Below are 17,995 nucleotides of genomic sequence, written 5' to 3'. Positions count from 1 at the left end.
AAAAAGCGAGCAAGTCTACACCCCTCGACGGGGCAGGACAAAACTCAGCAGAAACAGCGCGGCGGCCGTGACCACAATCGACGGCCCGGCCGGCGTGTCCTTGAACCAGGACAGCGCCAGGCCCCCGCACACGGCGAGCATCCCCAGCAGGCTGGCACCAATCGCCATCTGCTCCGGTGAACGGGCATGGCGCTGGGCGGCGGCTGCGGGAATGATCAGCAGCGACGTGATCAACAATACGCCGACAATCTTCATCGCGACAGCAATCACCACGGCGATCAACAACATCAGGGCCATGCGCAGGGTCGGCACGGGCAGGCCTTCGACGGTGGCCAGCTCTTCATGCACGGTGATGGCCAGCAGCGGGCGCCACAGGGCTATCAGCAGCACCAGCACCACAGCGCTGCCGCCGAGGATCCAGCCCAGGTCGGTGCTGCTGATCGCCAGCAGGTCGCCGAACAGGTAGGCCATCAGGTCGATGCGCACTTCATGCATGAAGCTCAGCACCACCAGGCCCAGGGACAAGGTGCTCGGCGCGAGGATGCCGAGCAGGGTGTCGGAGGCGAGCGGCTGGCGCTGTTGCAGGGTCACCAGCAGCACCGCCAGCAGCAGGCAGCCGACGGTGACGGCGATGGTCGGGCTGACATCCAGCAAGAAGCCCATGGCCACGCCCAGGAGCGCAGCGTGGGACAAGGTGTCGCCAAAATAGGCCATGCGCCGCCAGACGACGAACGAGCCCAACGGGCCCGCCACCAGCGCCAAAGCCAAGCCTGCCAGCAGGGCGTAGAGCAGAAAATCAGCCATGCTTGCAGCTATCTCCGTGAACGTGGGTATGGGGTGCGGCGGGATCGTCGACGACTTCGCCGTGCAAATCATGGGCGTGGTCGTGGTGGTGATGGTAGATCGCCAGGCTCTGCGCGTTCTTGCCGAACAGTTCGACGAACGCCGGGTCGCCGCTGACCTGTTCCGGGTGGCCCGAGCAGCACACGTGGCGGTTGAGGCACACCACTTGGTCGGTGGTGCTCATCACTAGGTGCAGGTCGTGGGACACCATCAGCACGCCGCAGCCATGGCGGTCACGCAGGCGGGTGATCAGGCTGTACAGTTCGGCCTGGCCGGCGACGTCGACGCCTTGTACGGGTTCATCCAGCACCAGCAGTTCCGGCTCGCGCAGCAAGGCGCGGGCCAGCAGCACGCGCTGCATTTCGCCGCCGGAGATACTTTGCACCGGGCTGTCGATCACCTGCTCGGCGCCGACTTCCTTGAGCGCTGCCTGGGCGCGGGCGCGGTCGACACCGGGCACCAGGCGCAGGAAGCGCAGCACGGACAGCGGCAGGGTCGGGTCGACGTGCAGTTTTTGCGGCATGTAGCCCACACGCAGCTTGGGCTTGCGCCACACGCTGCCGGTGTCGGGCTTGAGCAGGCCGAGTACGGCGCGCACCAGGGTGGTCTTGCCGGCGCCGTTGGGGCCGATCAGGGTGACGATCTGCCCAGGCTCGACGCTCAGTGCGATGTTATCCAGCACGGCTTGCCCGGCGAACGTGACCCCGACCTGTTTCAGGCGGATTAACGCGTTGCTCATCAAGCCCCCTGGCAGCCCGAGCACAGGCCGACCACTTCGACCGTTTGCCCTTCGACCCGGAAACCGACGTCGGCAGAGCTCTTGATGATGGCGTCGCTGATGCTTTTTTGTTCAAGCTCGATGGCGGCGTGGCACTCGCGGCAGATCAGGAACTGGCCCTGATGCGCGTGTTCCGGGTGGTTGCAGCCGACAAACGCGTTGAGCGACGCGATGCGGTGCACCAGGCCGTTCTCCAGCAGGAAATCCAGCGCCCGGTACACGGTAGGTGGCGCGGCGCGGCGGCCGTCCTGCTCGCTGAGTACGCCGAGGATGTCGTAGGCGCCCAGCGGCTTGTGGCTCTGCCACACCAGTTCCAGCACGCGGCGACGCAAGGCGGTCAGGCGCAGGCCCTTCTGTGCGCACAGGGTGTCGGCCTCCGACAGCGCGGTATGCACGCAGTGAGAGTGGTCGTGGGGACGGCTGGCAAGCGGTGTTTTAGGCATGAGCGGCGACAGATATTTGATAGAGACGTTATTATGTTACCCGTTCCTACGCCATTGAGTGGTCATCGTGTCCCGACTTTTTCCCGTTTTTGTCGTATTTGTCGCCAGTTTGTTCGTAACCGGTGCCGCTCAGGCCGAGGTCAAGGTGCTGACCAGCATCAAGCCGTTGCAGTTGATCGCCGCGGCTGTGCAGGACGGTGTGGCCGTTCCAGAGGTGCTGTTGCCACCGGGCGCGTCGCCGCATAACTACGCATTGCGGCCATCCGACGTACGGCGCGTGCAGTCGGTCGACCTGCTGTACTGGATCGGCCCTGACATGGAGAGCTTCCTGCCGCGCGTGTTGAAAGGTCGTACAGCGGCGACGGTGGCCGTGCAGGATCTTCCGGGGATGAAACTGCGTCGTTTCGCCGAAGATAGCCACTCCCACGCCGACGAAGCCGACGAGCATGACCACGATCACCGCCCAGGCAGCCTGGATGCGCACTTGTGGCTGTCCACGGTGAATGCGCGGGTGATTGCTGCGCGCATGGCGTCTGACCTGGCGGCTGCCGACCCGGCGAATGCCGCGCGTTACCAAAGCAACGTGAAGGCGTTTAACGAGCGTTTGGATGCGTTGGATGCGCGGTTGAAAGCGCGTTTGGCGACGATTGGCGACAAACCGTACTTTGTGTTCCATGAAGCCTTCGATTACTTCGAAGAGGCTTACGGGCTCAAGCACACCGGCGTGTTCAGCGTGGCCGCTGAAGTGCAGCCTGGCGCCCAGCACGTGGCCGCGATGCGCACGCGCTTGCAGGAAGTGGGTAAGACCTGTGTGTTCAGTGAGCCGCCGTTGCGTCCGCGCCTGGCTGAGACGCTGGTGGCTGGCTTGCCGGTGAAGTTGGCGGAGTTGGATGCGTTGGGTGGCTATACGCCGGCCACGGCTCAGGGGTATGAGCAGGTGCTGGAGAAGTTGGGGAATGACCTGGCGGGTTGCCTGGAATCGCTCTAACAGCCAATACAAAACCCATGTGGGAGCGGGCTTGCTCGCGAAGGCGGCGTGTCAGTCAGTACATCTGGCACTGAAACACCGCCTTCGCGAGCAAGCCCGCTCCCACATTTTTGACCGAGTTGATGCTTTAGAGCGCGAACGGCAGTTGGATTGTCACTTGCTGGCGTTGCGCCAGGCGGTGTTCGAACTCCGCCGGGTCGTGAATCAATACGTCCTGACCCGCAAACGACTCCGCTGCGATCAGCCGTGACAGCCAGAACCGCACACACGCCACCCGCAGCATCGTCGGCCACAGTTCGGCCTCCTTGGCGGTGAACGGTCGCAGCGCCGCATAAGCGCCCAGTAGTGCGCGGGCGCGCTGCCCATCGATCACGCCGTCCTCATCCGAACACCAGTCATTCAAGGCAATCGCCACGTCGTACAGCATCGGGCCGGAGCAGGCGTTGTAGAAGTCGATCAGGCCTGTCAGGTGCGTGCCTTCGAACATCGCGTTATCGCGGAACAGGTCCGCGTGAATGTTCGCACGCGGCAGGGCGAGGATCTGCGCCTTGTGGGCTTCGATCTCATCAAGGGCGTCTTGCAGCAGGCGCTGCGGCGCTGCTTCCAGGTGCGAAATCAGCTGGGCACCTTCACTGAGCATCCAATCCAGGCCGCGGTCGGTCTTGCGTTCCAGCACTTTCTCGCCTTGTGTGGCCAGGTGCAGGTGGCCAAGCAGGTCGCCGACCTGGGCGCAGTGTTGCGCATTGGCATCCTTGATGTGCTTGCCGGCCAGGCGCGGTTGCAGCAGCGCCGGTTTGCCTTTCAGCTCGCGCAGGGCCTCGCCGTCAGTGGTGCGCAAGGCGTAGGGCACGGGCAGGTCGGCGTCGTGGAGCACGTCGAGCAGTTCGATGAAGAACGGCATCTCGGCAACGGGGCCACGTTCAACCAGAGTCAGGACGAATTCGCCCTGTTCCAGGCTGATAAAGAAATTGGTGTTTTCGCTACCGGCGGCAATTCCCTGGAAATCAAGCAGGCGGCCGAGGCCGTAAGGGGCGAGAAAGGTTTCCAGCTCGGGCCGAGCCAGGGGGGTGAACACAGACATGGTTAAAACTGCCAGTACGGGCGCCGCAGGGCGCGGCGCCAATTTAAGTTAAGAAATCATTTCCATTCGAAAATCTTCCATGACGGAATCAGCATATCCGGCTGGTCAGAGCGGATGAAGTTCGCATCGGTGCCGTCCGAGCGCACCAGGAAGTAAGGTGGAAAGCCCTTCTTGGTGATTTTTATTGCGTACAGGAAACCGTTTTGGCGGTACTCCTGAATGGTTCTGTCGCCTTCCGTGCGAATGGTAACTTCCGGATCACCCCCAGGGGCGCTGTCTGCCGCCATGGCAGCCATCGGAGTGAGTGCAATCAAGCCAGTCAACAGCAGGCGATTGAATGTACGCATGATAACCTTGTCCCTTTGTCGTCATTGGTCCGGCTATTCTAGCGCCTGACCCGCCGAAAAGGTTGATCCTGCTCATGAGCCAAGCCCCCCTCGTCCTGGTGGACGGTTCTTCTTATCTGTATCGCGCCTTCCACGCGCTGCCACCGCTGACCACCTCCAAAGGCCTGCCGACCGGTGCGGTCAAGGGCGTGTTGAACATGCTCAAAAGCCTGCGCAAGCAGTATCCGGGCAGCCCGTTCGCGGTGGTGTTCGACGCCAAGGGTGGGACCTTTCGCGACGACATGTACGCCGAATACAAGGCCAACCGCCCCAGCATGCCCGATGACATGCGTGTGCAAATCGAGCCGCTGCACCAGAGCGTGATCGCCCTGGGCTTCCCGTTGCTGTGCGTCGAAGGCGTCGAGGCCGATGACGTGATCGGAACCCTGGCCCGCAGCAGCGCGGCGGCCAACCGCCCGGTGGTGATCTCCACCGGGGACAAGGACATGGCACAGCTGGTCGATGGGCACATTACCTTGGTCAACACCATGACCGGTAGTTCGATGGATATCGACGGCGTAAAAGAGAAATTTGGCGTCGCTCCCGAGCAGATCATCGATTACCTGGCGTTGATGGGCGATTCGTCCGACAACATCCCGGGCGTTCCGGGCATTGGGCCGAAGACGGCTTCTGGCTTGCTGGTTGGCGTGAATGGCGGGATCAAAGAGCTGTATGAGCAGTTGGACATTGTGCCGACCTTGCCTATCCGTGGCGCCAAGACGCTGCCAGCCAAGCTGGAAGAACATAAGGAAATGGCGTTCCTGTCTTACCAGTTGGCGACGATCAAATGCGATGTGCCGCTGGACGTGGGCTTGGATGACCTGCACCTGATCGAGCCGGATCGCGAAAAACTGCTGGAGCTCTACACGCTTCTGGAGTTCAAAAGCTGGATTGATGAGATTCAACGCGATGCCAAGCGTGTCGAGCTCAAGGCCGCGCCGGTTGTCGAGGAAGCCGTTGAGGTCGCAGAGCCCGTGGAAGCGGCCTACACCACCATCCTCGACCAGGCCACGTTCGATATCTGGCTGAAAAAGCTCAACGACGCGAAGTTGTTCGCCTTTGATACCGAAACCACCGGCATCGACGCCCAGCAGGCGCAGCTGGTTGGGGTTTCTTTCGCCATTCAGCCCCATGAAGCGGCCTACATCCCGCTGACCCACTCCTACATCGGCGTGCCGGAGCAGTTGGATCGCGACACTGTACTGTTGGCCCTGAAGCCGCTGCTGGAAGACCCGACCAAGCTCAAGGTCGGCCAACACGCCAAGTTCGACATGAATATCCTGGCCAACTGCGCCATCGGTGGCGACCCGGCCCACGGCATTACCGTGCGCGGCATCGCCTTCGACACCATGCTCGAATCCTACGTGCTCAACTCCACCGCGACCCGGCACGACATGGACAGCCTGGCCAAGAAATACCTGGACTACGACACCGTCAGCTTCCAGGACATCGCCGGCAAGGGCGCCAAACAGCTGACGTTCGACCAGATCGCGCTTGAGCAGGCGGGCCCATACGCCGCTGAAGACGCTGATATCACCTTGCGCCTGCATCAGGAATTGCACGCGCAACTGGCCGCCATCCCGAGCCTGGCCAGTGTGTTGACCGACATCGAGATGCCGTTGGTACCGGTGCTGGCACGTATCGAGCGCCAAGGCGCGTTGGTGGATGCAGCCCTGCTGGGCGTGCAGAGCGTCGAGCTGGGCGACAAGATGGTGGAGCTGGAGCGCCAGGCCTACGAGATTGCCGGCGAGGAGTTCAACCTCGGCTCGCCCAAGCAGCTCGGCGCGATCCTCTACGAAAAACTCGGTATGCCTGTGCTGAAAAAGACCGGTAAAGGCCAGGCGTCTACCGCTGAAGAAGTGTTGGCCAAGCTGGCCGAAGATGACTATCCGTTGCCCAAGGTGCTGATGCAGTACCGCAGCATGAGCAAGCTGAAAAGCACCTACACCGACCGCCTGCCGGAGCAGATCAACCCGCGCACTGGGCGCATCCACACGTCCTATCACCAGGCGGTGGCGGCGACTGGGCGTTTGTCTTCCAGTGATCCGAACCTGCAGAACATTCCAGTGCGTACCGCCGAAGGGCGTCGGATTCGCCAGGCGTTTGTCGCGCCAAAAGGCTACAAGCTGCTGGCAGCGGACTATTCGCAGATCGAGCTGCGGATCATGGCGCACCTGTCCAAGGACGAAGGCTTGATGAACGCCTTCCGCGACAACCTGGACGTACACACGGCCACGGCGGCCGAGGTGTTCAAGGTTGAACTGGATGAGGTCACCACGGATCAGCGCCGTAGCGCCAAGGCCATCAACTTCGGCCTGATCTACGGCATGGGTGCGCAGAAGCTGGGCAAGGATATTGGCGTCGATACCAAGACGGCCAAGGCGTATATCGATGTGTACTTCGCCCGCTACCCCGGGGTTCGCGAGTACATGGAGCGCACCCGCGCCCAGGCGGCGGATCAAGGTTATGTCGAGACCTTCTTCGGCCGTCGCCTGTACTTGCCGGAGATCAACTCCAACAAGCCGCAGGAGCGCGCGGCGGCAGAACGCACCGCGATCAATGCGCCGATGCAGGGCACCGCCGCAGACATCATCAAGAAAGCCATGGTGCGGGTGGACAACTGGCTGGCCGATTCGGACCTGGATGCCAAGGTGATCCTGCAGGTGCACGATGAACTGGTGCTGGAGGTGCGTGAGGATCTGGTCGCCGAAGTCAGCGAGAAAATTCGCGAGCACATGAGCGCGGCGGCGCAGCTGGATGTACCGCTGCTGGTGGAAGTGGGCGTGGGTAACAATTGGGACGAAGCGCACTGATTTCGAGGCTTTGCCGCCACCGCAGGGTGGTGGCAGAGTGCTTTAGATCAGATAACGCCGTCAGTTATTTCCAATAGTTTTTTGCACCTGCCGGAACTTAACCCGTGAAGTGCTACTCAGAGTTACTGAATGGGTGGTGAAGCCCTTCAATGCTCCTATGTTGTGTTAAGTGTTGGCAGATATCTGGGCCCCGCCCTAGCGGTCCAGAACTTGAACCCCGAACTTCCCCTCCCCATACGAAGTCCGGGGTTTTTTTTGCCCGCAGAAAAGTTACTCGGCGATTTCCGCGCCTTTGTCGGCCAGTTCCATCCAGTCGGCCAGCACGGTGTAAGCCTCTTCCAGGCCCAGGCGCTTGGGCGCCGAGAACAGCTGGATGGTGATCGCGTCACCCCAACCTTTGCGGATTTCGGCCTGCACTTTAAGCAGGGTGTTCTTGGCTGCGCCGTAGGTCAGCTTGTCGGCCTTGGTCAGCAGGATGTGCATCGGCATGCCGCTGGCGACCGCCCAGTCGAGCATCAGCAGGTCGAAGTCGGTCATTGGATGACGGATGTCCATCATCAGGATCAAGCCTTTCAGGCTCTCGCGGCCACCCAGGTAAGCCTCCAGGTGACGCTGCCAGTGCAGCTTCAGCGGGATAGGTACTTTTGCGTAACCGTAGCCCGGTAGGTCGACCAGACGCCGATCTTCGTCTAGCTTGAAGAAATTGAGCAGTTGCGTGCGGCCCGGGGTTTTCGAGGTGCGTGCCAGGCTGGCGTGGGTCAGGGTGTTCAGCGCGCTGGACTTGCCGGCGTTGGAACGGCCGGCAAAGGCGACTTCAAAGCCTTCGTCATCAGGGCATTGGTCAACTTTGGCGGCGCTGAGCATGAACGTGGACTGTTGGCACAGGCCGAGGATGGGGTTCTTGAGTTGCATGAGATTTCCGATGTGGGCGGTGCCGAGAAAGGGTGCGGCAAGCGGTGTCGTTTCCGTTTCAGTAGCGCCAGTATATAATGCCGCAGATTTTGTGTGTGCTTTGTCCCAGCGAAGGATGAGGTTCACGGGAGCGAAAGACCTTTATTGCGCATTAGAACGCAAAACGCTCTCAAACCCTGAAAAGGTCGATGTATGACCCGATGGTTGCTCGCTTTGGGTGTCCTGATTCCGCTTTATGGCGCTCAGGCTACACAGGATCCGGAAGCGGTGTACAACCGAGTTTGCGTGGCTTGCCATGCTGGCCAGTTGCCCAACGCCCCCAGACGGGGAGATCAGGCAGCCTGGGCGCCAAGACTGGCGCAGGGCATGGACACGCTGGTGCAACACGTGACCCAGGGTTTCAAGGCAATGCCGCCGCGTGGTTTGTGCATGGACTGCAGTACTGAGGATTACCAGGCCGTCATTCAGTTGATGGTGAGTAAACCCGGTAGATAACTCTTAAACCCCTTAGCCGTAGTTGGATTAGCTGATGAACAAACTGATCGTGAGTCTGCTGTTGACCCTGGGCATCACCGGTGTTGCCCATGCTGCAGGCGACGCTACAGCGGGCCAGGCGAAAGCCGCCGTGTGTGGTGCTTGCCATGGACCGGATGGCAACAGCCCGGCGCCGAACTTCCCCAAACTGGCCGGCCAGGGTGAACGCTACCTGACCAAGCAGATGCACGACATCAAGGATGGCAAGCGCACGGTGCTGGAAATGACCGGCTTGCTGACCAACCTCAGCGATCAGGACCTGGCGGACATCTCGGCGTATTTTGCCAGCCAGAAGGGCAGCGTGGGAGCTGCCGATCCGAAACTGGTCGCCCGTGGCGAGAAGCTGTTCCGTGGCGGTGACCTGGAAAAGGGCCTGCCTTCCTGCATCGGCTGCCATTCGCCAAATGGTGCCGGTATCGCCGCCGCGGGCTTCCCGCACTTGAGCGGCCAACACGCCACCTATATCGCCAAGCAGCTGACAGATTTCCGCAAGGAAGAGGCAGGGCGAGCCAACGATGGCGACGCAGCAATCATGCGCACCATCGCTCGCAAATTGAGTGATGAAGACATTGCAGCGGTCTCCAGCTACATCCAGGGCCTGCACTAAGCTGCACGCAACGTTAACGCTCGATTAATCCGTCGATGCAAGCATAAAAAGGGTGGCTTAGGCCGCCCTTTTTTGTGGCCGGTGCCGTTACACTAACGAACTCATGCCCGCGTAGACCTGTCACAACAAAGGTCGCGTGAGGCGACTTTATTTGTCCAGGAGTAAAGCATGCGTAATCTGATCCTCAGCGCCGCTCTCGTCACTGCCAGCCTCTTCGGCATGACCGCACAAGCTGCCGACGTGCCGCTTGAAGCCGGTAAAACCTATGTTGAATTGACCAATCCTGTACCGGTTTCGGTGCCTGGCAAGATCGAAGTGGTGGAGCTGTTCTGGTACGGCTGCCCGCATTGCTACGCCTTTGAGCCGACTATCAACCCATGGGCCGAAAAACTCCCGTCCGACGTTAACTTCAAGCGCATCCCGGCCATGTTCGGCGGCCCTTGGGATGCCCACGGCCAACTGTTCCTGACCCTGGAAGCCATGGGTGTGGAGCACAAGGTCCACAACGCGGTATTCGACGCGATCCAGAAACAAGGCAAGCGCCTGACCAAGCCTGACGAAATGGCTGACTTCGTTGCCACCCAAGGCGTGGACAAGGACAAGTTCCTGGCCACCTTCAACTCCTTCGCCATTCAGGGCCAGATCAAGCAGGCCAAGGAGCTCGCGCAGAAGTATGGCGTGCAAGGCGTACCGACCCTGATCGTCAACGGCAAATACCGTTTTGACCTGGGTACTGCCGGTGGTCCGGAGGCTGTCCTCAACGTCGCCGACCAACTGATCGCCAAAGAGCGCGCAGCCAAGTAAGGGGCCCGCCATGCGCCGCTGGGGGACTGAACGTGTGGTTGGGCTGCATGATCCGCAGGTCAACGAGCACCACCTGGAATCCACGGGCTTGCCGGCCGACAGCCGGTTGCGCCTGCTCAGTTTCAATATCCAGGTGGGCATCAGCACCGAGAAGTACCGGCACTACCTCACCCGTGGCTGGCAGCACCTGCTGCCCCACAATGGCCGCGCCGGTAACCTGCAGAAGATCGGCAACCTGCTGAGCGACTTCGACCTGGTCGCCTTGCAGGAAGCCGATGGCGGAAGCATCCGCTCCGGTTACGTCAATCAGGTTGAGCACCTGGCGCAGCTTGGGGCCTTCCCCTACTGGTACCAGCAGCTCAACCGCAACCTCGGGCGCCTGGGCCAGCACAGCAATGGTGTGCTCAGCCGCTTGAAGCCTTGGGCGATCGAAGATCACCCGCTGCCCGGCCCCAAGGGGCGCGGCGCGATCCTCGTGCGATTTGGCGAAGGCCCTGAAGCCCTGGTGGTGGTGATGATGCATCTGGCGTTGGGTGCACGCACCCGCACGATGCAACTGGCCTACATCCGCGAGCTGATCGGCAACTACAAACACCAGGTGCTGATGGGGGACATGAACACCCACGCCAGCGACCTGCTGAACAATTCCCCGCTGCGGGACCTCGGGTTACTGGCGCCGCAAGTCGAAGCCACGTTTCCCAGCTGGCGCCCGCAGCGCTGTCTGGACCATATCCTGCTGAGCCCGACCCTCACGCTCGAAAGCGTGCAGGTCCTGGCGCAGCCCATCTCCGACCACCTGCCGGTCGCGGTAGAGATTCGCCTGCCGGGTTCGCTCACGGCTGATGCATTCCCCGCGTTGAGCCCAGGCACCCGCGGACCCCTTGCATGAGCGACGACGCCCAGCGCTGGAAAGAGAAGTACCTGTTAAGCATCGAGCAACAAGAAAAGCTCGAACGCCGCTGGGCTGCCCGCCTCGACCTGCTGCGCCGAGGGCTGGTGCGCAGCACGCTGGCGGCGGAAGGGACCGACCGCGCGGTCGACCAATGCATGAAGGAAATGCGCGACGTAGTGCGCACTGATGACATGGACGCCGCCCTCGCCGCCCTGCTGCCACGCCTGGAAAAGGCCGTGCTGGATTCCGAGCAGCGCCGCGAAACCCGGGTCGAGCAGATCAGCACCGCGCTGACGGCACTGGTCGCGCAGCTGCAAAAACTGCCGTTGCCCCGTGACGTCGCGCGCCCGCTGAAAACCTTCGCCAAGCAGTTGGACAGCCGAGTGGGCCAGGCGCGGGAGATTCCGCTGCTGCTCAGTGAGTTGAGCAGCCTGCAAGGGCAGGCGCTGGATAACCTGGAGCCGGAAGGCGAAGCCACGCGCCCAGGGCCGGGGTTGCTGCAACGCTTGTTTGGTGGCAAGGACGTCGCCAATGAGGCGCCGGTGAGCGAGCCGGCGGCGGTTGCCGCTGTGCCGCCCGCCGCTCCGAAGCCGGCGTCCGAGCCTGTGCCCCAAGAGCCTGCTCAATCTGAAGAATTGTCCGAGGCGCTGCGGGCTTTCGCGCCACTGCCGCAAATCGAGGCCGCACCTGTGACTCCCGCCCCGCCGGCAGAGGTCGCCAAGCCAGCGGTTGTAGCTGACGCGCCGGTCCACACTGCTGCACCTGTCGCTACGCCAGAGCCAGAGCCAGAGCCAGAGCCGCCCGCGCCGCAGGCCGAAGCGCCAGCCGCCGAAAGCGCACTCGCCACCTTTGTCGACGCGCCGCAGGTGCCAATCGAAGCACCGGAGCAAACCGTCATCGGCAGCCTGTCGTTGCCGCCGGTGCTCGAACGCGACGATCCCGACGAGTTGCAATCAGAGGGCATCTACGCCCTGCCCGATTCGCCCGAGCCGTCCTACAGCTCCGTGGCCAAGCATATCGAAGACACCTTGCTCGGCCTGCTCGAAGACCTGTCGCTGCCCGAACGCCACCGGCCACAGGCCGAGGCGATGCGCGAGCGCCTGGCCCATGGCTTGAACTGGTACGAACTGCTGCCGATCCTCGATGATCTGGCGGTGTTGATGCTGGCGATCACCGACAGCGGCCAGCACGAGTTCGAGGCTTATCTCAAGCAACTCAACGAGCGCCTCGAAGCGTTCCAGGGCCATCTGCAAGTGGCCAGCGATGGGCATGCCGACAGCCGTGACGCAGCCCGCGAGTTGGATACGCAGATCCGTGAGCAAGTCGATGGCCTGCAAAGCAGTGTGCAGGAAGCGGCTGACCTGGACAGCCTCAAGCACGTGTTGGAAAGCCATCTGGAAGGCCTGCTCGGCACCATGGACCAGCACCAGCAGCAACGCGATCAGCGTGAGCAGGAAGTCGCGGCGCGCTTGAAAGGCTTGGCCGAGCGCGTGGCGAACATGGAACAGGAAGCCCAGGGCTATCGCGAGCACCTGGAAGTGCAGCGCCAGAAAGCCCTGCTCGACCCGCTCACCGGGCTGCCCAACCGCGCGGCCTGGAGCGAACGCCTGGACCACGAGGTCAATGCCTGGCACCAGCGCGGCAACAGCCTGTCGCTGGCGATGCTCGACCTGGACCACTTCAAGCGGATCAATGACGGCTACGGCCATTTGGCGGGCGACAAGGTGCTGAAAATCATCGCCAACGTCCTGCGCAAGCGCCTGCGCCCGACCGACTTCATCGCCCGTTTTGGTGGCGAAGAGTTTGTCTTGCTGATGCCCAACTCATCCCTGGCGGATGCGCTGGCGGTGGGCGAGGTTCTGCGCGCGGCCATCGAGGCGTGCCCGTTCCACTTCAAAGGCGAGCCGGTGACGGTAACCGTGTCCATGGGCGTGGCGCAGTTCCTGCCGGGCGAGCGCAGTGACCTGGCGCTCAAGCGCGCCGATGCGGCGTTGTACCGGGCCAAGGCGGCGGGACGTAACCAGGTGCAGGCGGCGTAAAAGATGTTCCATTTTGTGATTTGAGCGCTTCGTCACAAACGGTACGTTACACTGTTGCATTATCGTCTTCAGCGTACTGCCTTCTGCCATGAAATCCTTATCCATTGCCTTTGTGTTTCTTCTGCTCGCGGGTTGCGCCAGCGGCCCGCGCCTGGACACCAGCCATCCCTCGGCGAACCACGACAACCGCGTGCAGTTCGTGATCGTCCACTACACCTCCACCGACCTTGAGCGCTCGCTTGCGCTGCTGACCCACGGCCAGGTCAGCAGCCACTACCTGATCGGCGACGACGCCTCAGGCAAGATCTACAAGCTGGTGGATGAAAGCCAGCGCGCCTGGCACGCCGGGGAAAGCGAGTGGATGGGCCGCACCTGGCTCAACTCCAGCTCCATCGGCATCGAAATCGTCAACCCAGGCTATCGCGACACGCCGACGGGGCGTGTGTGGTATCCGTATTCCGAAGCGCAGGTGAAGTCGCTGGTGGTGTTGCTCAAGGACATCAGCAAGCGTAATGGCATCGACCCGAAGAACATCATTGGCCATAGCGATATTGCACCGCTGCGCAAGCTGGACCCGGGCCCGTTGTTTCCGTGGAAGCGTTTGGCCGAGGAAGGCCTGGGCGTATGGCCGGACGCCCAGGCTGTGGCGCGATTCCAGGTGCAATACGCCGCTGACCTGCCGAGCATCACCTGGTTCCAGGAAGAATTGGCCCGCCTGGGCTACCAGACACCGCAGACCGGCGAACTGGATGTGGCTACGCGCCATGTGATTGCCGCGTTCCAGATGCACTTCCGGCCGGCATTGTTTGATGGCACCCCCGATGCAGAGAGTGCTGCGATCCTGCGGGCGTTGAACCGTCGCTAATCACTGGCGGCGGTGATGATGGAGCTTGCTGTAGTCAGGGCGCTTGTTGTGGCGAGGGAGCTTGCTCCCGCTGGAGTGCGCAGCGCTCCCAAAAATTCTGGGGCCGCTTCGCAGCCCAGCGGGAGCAAGCTCCCTCGCCACAGGTATCGGTGGCGCGCTGCTACAGCGGCAGCGCCATGTAGAACTGTGTCCCCTGCCCCGGCCGCGAATACACGCCCATGCGGCCGCCGTGCAGTTGCACGATCTCCTTGCACAGCGCCAGCCCCAGGCCGGCGCCGCCTTTCTTGCGGCCCACCTGGACGAACGGTTCGAAAATGCGCCCTTGCTGGCCATAGGCGATACCTTCGCCGTTGTCCTCGACGCTGACAATCACACGCTCCCCATGACGGCGCGCCTGCAGGCGAATCTGCCCGCCCTCGGCGGTATGACGCAAGGCGTTGGCCAGCAGGTTGTCGAGTACGCGCTCCAATTGCGCCTGGTCAGCGTACAGGCGTGGCAACTCGGCTTGTGCTTCTATCAGTAGTTCGATGTTCTGCGCATTGGCCAGTTCTGCGAAGCGCGCACGGGCGTGCTCAAGCAGATCGTTCACGTCACACGGCCCCAAGGTGAGCTTTTGCAGGCCGTTCTGGTAGCGCGAGAAGTTGAGCAAGTCGTTGATCAACTGCATCAGGCGCTGCATTTCTTCATTGACCGTATCCAGTAGGTCCGCTTCGCGCGATTCCGCCGGAAACTTCGCGCGCTCGCGAAACAGGCCGAACGCCATGTGCATGCCGGTCACTGGTGTGCGCAGCTCATGGGAGGCGCGCAGGACGAACTCACTGCGCACCCGTTCAAAGGCGCGCTGTTCGGTGACGTCATGCAGCACCATCACCGCGCCGAGGATATGCCCCTCGGTATGGCTCACGGGCGTGAGGCTATAGGTCAGCAGGCGCAGTTCACCTTCGACTTCCACTTCCAGGTCTTCCGGTGCGCGCTCCAGGTTGCCGCCGCGCAGCACCAGTTGCAGCTGCTCATCCAGTTCGGGGCGCATCAAGGCTTCGCCCAAGCCCTGGCCGAGGCGTTCCTCATCCCAGCCCAATTGGCGTTGTGCTACCGGGTTGAGGTGTTCCAGGCGGCCTTGGCGGTCGATCATCAGCAGGCCATCGTCGATGCTGTCGAGCACGGCTTGCAGGCGTTGCTGGCCGGCGAGCAGTTCGTCGATATTGGTCGCCTGATGCTGACGCAGGGCCTCGGCCATGATGCCGAAGCGACGCGTCAGTTGGTTCATCTCCGCCGCTGACGAGATCGGCAGCGTCACTTCGAAGTCACCCTGGCCGATCTTGTCCGCCGCCTTGGCCAAGGCTTCGATCGGCCCGCCAAAACGCCGGGCGATGCCATGGGCGGTGACAAAGCCGATGATCAGTACGGCAAGCCCTACCAGACCGAGCAAGCCGGCGATGAGCAACGCGCGCTCGCGGGATTTATGCTCACTGGTGCTGATGTTTTCCAGGGCCTGCTTGTGTTCGGCGATCAGGCCGTTGCGTAGCACATTAAAGGCTTCGGTAAGTTTTTCCTTGCTGCCCTGCGCTGTTGCGGCTTGCTGGGATTGGTCAAATGCGTCCAGCAGGTTCTGGTAGTCGCCCCGGGCCTGGCTGAAACCGGTGCCATTGCCGTTGCGCCGTTCGTGGGCGATGCCTTGGTCCAACAGGTCGAAGTAGTGTTGCTTCGACGCTTGCAGCGCTGCGGGGTCTGGGCGTTGCTCCAGCATCATTATCAATTGGTCGCCCAGGCTCTGACGCAGCTTGAGGCCCAGGTCCAGGGTGATGAAGTTGCTGCGAATCAGCGACTCCTGGGTCTTGGCCATTTGCATGACGCTGACCAGGCCCAGGATCAGGCCCAGCAGGGCGACGGTGATCAGCGCTGAGATACTCAGGAACAAGCGAGTCCGCAGCTTCATCGCTAACTTCATAAGGTGCAGCTCACAGGTTGTACTGTTTGCGTTTGCGGTACAGGGTCGAGGCGTCGATACCGAGGGTGCGGGCCGCCTGGTCCAGGGTCTCGGCGGTAGCCAGCACGGCGCCGATATGGGCTTTTTCCAGCTCGTCCAGGCTCAGCGCCGCGCCGATACGCGGGGCGTTGTGGGTGGTTTGCTCGGCCATGCCGAGGTGGATGATTTCCACCTTTTCCTGCGGGCAGATAATGCTCGCGCGTTCCACCACGTTGCGCAGCTCGCGGATATTGCCCGGCCAGCGATAGTTGAGCAGCGCCTCGCGGGCTTCATCACTGAAGCCGCGTGCCGGCCGCGCGTATTCCTTGACGAAGCGCGCCAGGAAACGATCGGCCAGGGTCAGGATGTCTTCGCTGCGTTCGCGCAGCGGCGGCAGGTGCAAGGTGATGACGTTGAGGCGGTACAGCAAGTCTTCACGGAAGCGGCCGTCGCGCACCATGTCTTCCAGGTTCAGGTTGGTGGCGGCGAGGATGCGCACATCGGCGCGGCGGGTGACCGGGTCGCCCACGCGCTCGTATTCCTTGTCCTGGATGAATCGCAGTAACTTGGGCTGTAACGTGAGGGGAAAGTCGCCGATTTCGTCAAGAAACAGCGTGCCGCCGTCGGCCTGGTTGACCCGGCCCAAGGTGCTTTCGCTGGCGCCGGTAAACGCGCCGCGGCTGTGGCCGAACAATTCGCTTTCCATCAGTTCTGCGGTCAGCGACGGGCAGTTGATGGTCACGCAGGATTTCTTCGCGCGTTTGCTCCAACCGTGGATGGCCCGGGCCAGTTCGCCTTTACCGGTGCCCGACTCGCCGAGGATCAAGATGTTGGCGTCGGTCCCGGCCACCTGGCGCGCGGTTTCCAGCACGACCATCATGGCCGGGCTGTGGGAGTCGAGGCCGTCTTTCGGCTGGCGCACTGCGCCTTCCAGCGCTTCCAGGCGCGCAGACAGTTGGCGTACTTCCAACTGCTTGGCGGTGGCCAGGCGCAATTGATCCGGGCTGCACGGTTTTACCAGGTAGTCGGCGGCGCCGGCCTGGATCGCATCCACGGCGGTATCCACGGCGGAATGCGCGGTGACAATGACCACGCGCATCCATGGCGCCTGGATACGCATTTGCGCCAGTACATCGAGGCCGTTGTCTTCGCCCAGGCGCAGGTCCAGGAAGCAAAGGTCGAACACCTGGCGTTGCATCAGCGCATCGGCCTGGGCGGCGCTGTTGGCGGTGGCCACGGTGTAGCCTTCATCTTCCAGGCAATACCGGAAGGTGCGCAGGATAGCGGATTCGTCGTCCACTAAAAGAATGCGGCCTTGAAGTTCCTTGGCTGATTCCATCGGTGCCGCGCTCCTTAACTATGAATGATGGTGATTAGTCCCGGAATAATCGGGCAAGTTGCATGGTTTATTCTGATCGATAAAAGGAGATGTCGTGCAGGTATCTGCATTACTTCCTACAAAGCCCCGTCTGATGGCGTTTTCATGCCGTCTTGCCACTTCGGCAACCCGTCACTGGTTTTCTATCCCTTGATCCGACCGCTGGTGATCGTGCATTTCGCACGGCTCTCAAGGTGGCATCGTGCAGGATGCTGTGCTCTTCAGCCTTGGTTTATATTTAAGTGTATGATTTTATTGAGTTTTATTTTGTAAAAAAGCTGGCATGCACCCTGCAATATCCCTCTCAACGAATAATCAGAATGCGGGAGCACCACAGCATGACTCGCCAACGTCTCAGCCAATTGCATGTATCGCCACTGCGCTTGCAGCAAGGCTTGTTTGCCAGCCTGGCCCTCATGGTCACGTTGATTGGCGGCCAGCAGATGCAGCATTGGCAGCAGAGTCAGCAACAAGTCCCGCAATTCGAACATTCCGTGAAGACCCAGACCCATTTCCGTTCCGTTGGCAGCGTTGCCGCCGATGTAACCGCCCCGCAATTGAGAGTTGCCGACCAGGATTCCACCCTGGGCGAGCTGCCGATCCAAGAGCGTTGGGTGTTCTAGGCAAGAAAAGCGCTCGCTCATTTGAGCGGCCGTACGGCACTAT

The 17,995-nt window shown here is 61.7% G+C and carries 17 protein-coding genes; 9 read left to right on the top strand and 8 right to left on the bottom strand.

Features of this window, described 5'->3' with window-relative positions; genetic code table 11:
• Nucleotides 1-15 precede the first annotated feature (15 nt).
• The 3 genes from znuB to zur are packed head-to-tail and all read right to left on the bottom strand — an operon-like array spanning nt 16 to nt 2,064.
• A complete protein-coding gene (znuB, locus tag ACZRMO_RS05255; protein ID WP_017734696.1) occupies nt 16-804 on the bottom strand; it encodes a zinc ABC transporter permease subunit ZnuB in 789 nt (262 codons plus the stop codon).
• Nucleotides 797-1,582 carry a zinc ABC transporter ATP-binding protein ZnuC gene (gene znuC, locus ACZRMO_RS05250; RefSeq protein ID WP_463972151.1) on the bottom strand — a complete coding sequence of 262 codons (786 nt, stop codon included), beginning with the start codon at nt 1,580-1,582 and terminating at the stop codon, nt 797-799. Before znuC ends, znuB begins: the two co-directional genes overlap by 8 nt.
• Nucleotides 1,582-2,064, bottom strand: coding sequence for a zinc uptake transcriptional repressor Zur (zur, locus tag ACZRMO_RS05245; protein WP_026136513.1), 483 nt, complete (start codon nt 2,062-2,064; stop codon nt 1,582-1,584). The genes znuC and zur overlap by 1 nt, the downstream gene beginning before the upstream one ends.
• 58 nt (nt 2,065-2,122) lie before the next feature.
• Here zur and ACZRMO_RS05240 point away from each other — a divergent pair, with 58 nt between their 5' ends.
• Complete coding sequence (locus tag ACZRMO_RS05240) at nt 2,123-3,052, top strand: zinc ABC transporter substrate-binding protein (protein ID WP_463972150.1); 930 nt, start codon at nt 2,123-2,125, stop codon at nt 3,050-3,052.
• A gap of 127 nt (nt 3,053-3,179) precedes the next feature.
• Here the strand turns inward: ACZRMO_RS05240 and ACZRMO_RS05235 are convergent, their stop codons facing one another.
• On the bottom strand, nt 3,180-4,133 hold the full coding sequence (locus ACZRMO_RS05235; RefSeq protein ID WP_463972149.1) for a homoserine kinase: 954 nt from the start codon (nt 4,131-4,133) through the stop codon (nt 3,180-3,182).
• 56 nt (nt 4,134-4,189) lie between these two features.
• Nucleotides 4,190-4,480, bottom strand: a complete 291-nt coding sequence (locus ACZRMO_RS05230; RefSeq protein ID WP_463972148.1) for a DUF2782 domain-containing protein — start codon at nt 4,478-4,480, stop codon at nt 4,190-4,192.
• Nucleotides 4,481-4,554: 74 nt separating this feature from the next.
• On the opposite strand from ACZRMO_RS05230, the gene polA reads away from it, so the two are divergent.
• Nucleotides 4,555-7,332, top strand: a complete 2,778-nt coding sequence (gene polA, locus ACZRMO_RS05225) for a DNA polymerase I (RefSeq protein ID WP_463972147.1) — start codon at nt 4,555-4,557, stop codon at nt 7,330-7,332.
• 270 nt (nt 7,333-7,602) lie between these two features.
• On the opposite strand, the gene yihA is transcribed toward polA, so the two are convergent.
• Nucleotides 7,603-8,244, bottom strand: a complete 642-nt coding sequence (gene yihA / locus ACZRMO_RS05220; RefSeq protein ID WP_124527086.1) for a ribosome biogenesis GTP-binding protein YihA/YsxC — start codon at nt 8,242-8,244, stop codon at nt 7,603-7,605.
• A 192-nt stretch (nt 8,245-8,436) separates the two neighbouring features.
• Between yihA and ACZRMO_RS05215 the strand changes: the two genes are divergently transcribed.
• The 6 genes from ACZRMO_RS05215 (at nt 8,437) to ACZRMO_RS05190 (ending at nt 13,985) form a co-directional block, all read left to right on the top strand.
• Entirely contained in the window at nt 8,437-8,739 is a 303-nt protein-coding gene (locus ACZRMO_RS05215; RefSeq protein WP_463972146.1) for a c-type cytochrome, read from the top strand.
• Between the two features lie 34 nt (nt 8,740-8,773).
• Complete coding sequence (locus tag ACZRMO_RS05210; RefSeq protein WP_124527088.1) at nt 8,774-9,385, top strand: c-type cytochrome; 612 nt, start codon at nt 8,774-8,776, stop codon at nt 9,383-9,385.
• Nucleotides 9,386-9,553: 168 nt separating this feature from the next.
• The gene (gene dsbA / locus ACZRMO_RS05205) at nt 9,554-10,189 is read left to right on the top strand and encodes a thiol:disulfide interchange protein DsbA (RefSeq protein WP_017734686.1); all 636 of its coding nucleotides are present in this window, start codon (nt 9,554-9,556) and stop codon (nt 10,187-10,189) included.
• A 10-nt stretch (nt 10,190-10,199) separates the two neighbouring features.
• A complete protein-coding gene (locus tag ACZRMO_RS05200; RefSeq protein WP_463972145.1) occupies nt 10,200-11,078 on the top strand; it encodes an endonuclease/exonuclease/phosphatase family protein in 879 nt (292 codons plus the stop codon).
• Nucleotides 11,075-13,120, top strand: coding sequence for a GGDEF domain-containing protein (locus tag ACZRMO_RS05195; RefSeq protein WP_463972144.1), 2,046 nt, complete (start codon nt 11,075-11,077; stop codon nt 13,118-13,120). Before ACZRMO_RS05200 ends, ACZRMO_RS05195 begins: the two co-directional genes overlap by 4 nt.
• 88 nt (nt 13,121-13,208) lie before the next feature.
• Nucleotides 13,209-13,985 carry an N-acetylmuramoyl-L-alanine amidase gene (locus ACZRMO_RS05190; RefSeq protein WP_463972143.1) on the top strand — a complete coding sequence of 259 codons (777 nt, stop codon included), beginning with the start codon at nt 13,209-13,211 and terminating at the stop codon, nt 13,983-13,985.
• A gap of 160 nt (nt 13,986-14,145) precedes the next feature.
• Here the strand turns inward: ACZRMO_RS05190 and ACZRMO_RS05185 are convergent, their stop codons facing one another.
• Together ACZRMO_RS05185 and algB are read right to left on the bottom strand one after the other, a co-directional pair.
• The gene (locus ACZRMO_RS05185; RefSeq protein WP_463972142.1) at nt 14,146-15,933 is read right to left on the bottom strand and encodes an ATP-binding protein; all 1,788 of its coding nucleotides are present in this window, start codon (nt 15,931-15,933) and stop codon (nt 14,146-14,148) included.
• Between the two features lie 10 nt (nt 15,934-15,943).
• Complete coding sequence (algB, locus tag ACZRMO_RS05180) at nt 15,944-17,290, bottom strand: sigma-54-dependent response regulator transcription factor AlgB (protein WP_463972141.1); 1,347 nt, start codon at nt 17,288-17,290, stop codon at nt 15,944-15,946.
• Nucleotides 17,291-17,667: 377 nt separating this feature from the next.
• Here algB and ACZRMO_RS05175 point away from each other — a divergent pair, with 377 nt between their 5' ends.
• The gene (locus ACZRMO_RS05175) at nt 17,668-17,952 is read left to right on the top strand and encodes a hypothetical protein (RefSeq protein WP_124527093.1); all 285 of its coding nucleotides are present in this window, start codon (nt 17,668-17,670) and stop codon (nt 17,950-17,952) included.
• Nucleotides 17,953-17,995: the final 43 nt, after the last annotated feature.

Source organism: Pseudomonas sp. B611, assembly GCF_055407965.1.
This window is presented reverse-complemented; position numbering and strand designations above follow the sequence as displayed.

Excerpts from the sequence above, each read along its gene's own strand:
- znuB (WP_017734696.1), bottom strand. The coding sequence starts at position 804 with ATGGCTGATTTTCTGCTCTACGCCCTGCTGGCAGGCTTGGCTTTGGCG.
- znuC (WP_463972151.1), bottom strand. The coding sequence starts at position 1,582 with ATGAGCAACGCGTTAATCCGCCTGAAACAGGTCGGGGTCACGTTCGCC.
- zur (WP_026136513.1), bottom strand. The coding sequence starts at position 2,064 with ATGCCTAAAACACCGCTTGCCAGCCGTCCCCACGACCACTCTCACTGC.
- ACZRMO_RS05235 (WP_463972149.1), bottom strand. The coding sequence starts at position 4,133 with ATGTCTGTGTTCACCCCCCTGGCTCGGCCCGAGCTGGAAACCTTTCTC.
- ACZRMO_RS05230 (WP_463972148.1), bottom strand. The coding sequence starts at position 4,480 with ATGCGTACATTCAATCGCCTGCTGTTGACTGGCTTGATTGCACTCACT.
- polA (WP_463972147.1), top strand. The coding sequence starts at position 4,555 with ATGAGCCAAGCCCCCCTCGTCCTGGTGGACGGTTCTTCTTATCTGTAT.
- yihA (WP_124527086.1), bottom strand. The coding sequence starts at position 8,244 with ATGCAACTCAAGAACCCCATCCTCGGCCTGTGCCAACAGTCCACGTTC.
- ACZRMO_RS05215 (WP_463972146.1), top strand. The coding sequence starts at position 8,437 with ATGACCCGATGGTTGCTCGCTTTGGGTGTCCTGATTCCGCTTTATGGC.
- ACZRMO_RS05210 (WP_124527088.1), top strand. The coding sequence starts at position 8,774 with ATGAACAAACTGATCGTGAGTCTGCTGTTGACCCTGGGCATCACCGGT.
- dsbA (WP_017734686.1), top strand. The coding sequence starts at position 9,554 with ATGCGTAATCTGATCCTCAGCGCCGCTCTCGTCACTGCCAGCCTCTTC.
- ACZRMO_RS05200 (WP_463972145.1), top strand. The coding sequence starts at position 10,200 with ATGCGCCGCTGGGGGACTGAACGTGTGGTTGGGCTGCATGATCCGCAG.
- ACZRMO_RS05195 (WP_463972144.1), top strand. The coding sequence starts at position 11,075 with ATGAGCGACGACGCCCAGCGCTGGAAAGAGAAGTACCTGTTAAGCATC.
- ACZRMO_RS05190 (WP_463972143.1), top strand. The coding sequence starts at position 13,209 with ATGAAATCCTTATCCATTGCCTTTGTGTTTCTTCTGCTCGCGGGTTGC.
- ACZRMO_RS05185 (WP_463972142.1), bottom strand. The coding sequence starts at position 15,933 with ATGAAGTTAGCGATGAAGCTGCGGACTCGCTTGTTCCTGAGTATCTCA.
- algB (WP_463972141.1), bottom strand. The coding sequence starts at position 17,290 with ATGGAATCAGCCAAGGAACTTCAAGGCCGCATTCTTTTAGTGGACGAC.
- ACZRMO_RS05175 (WP_124527093.1), top strand. The coding sequence starts at position 17,668 with ATGACTCGCCAACGTCTCAGCCAATTGCATGTATCGCCACTGCGCTTG.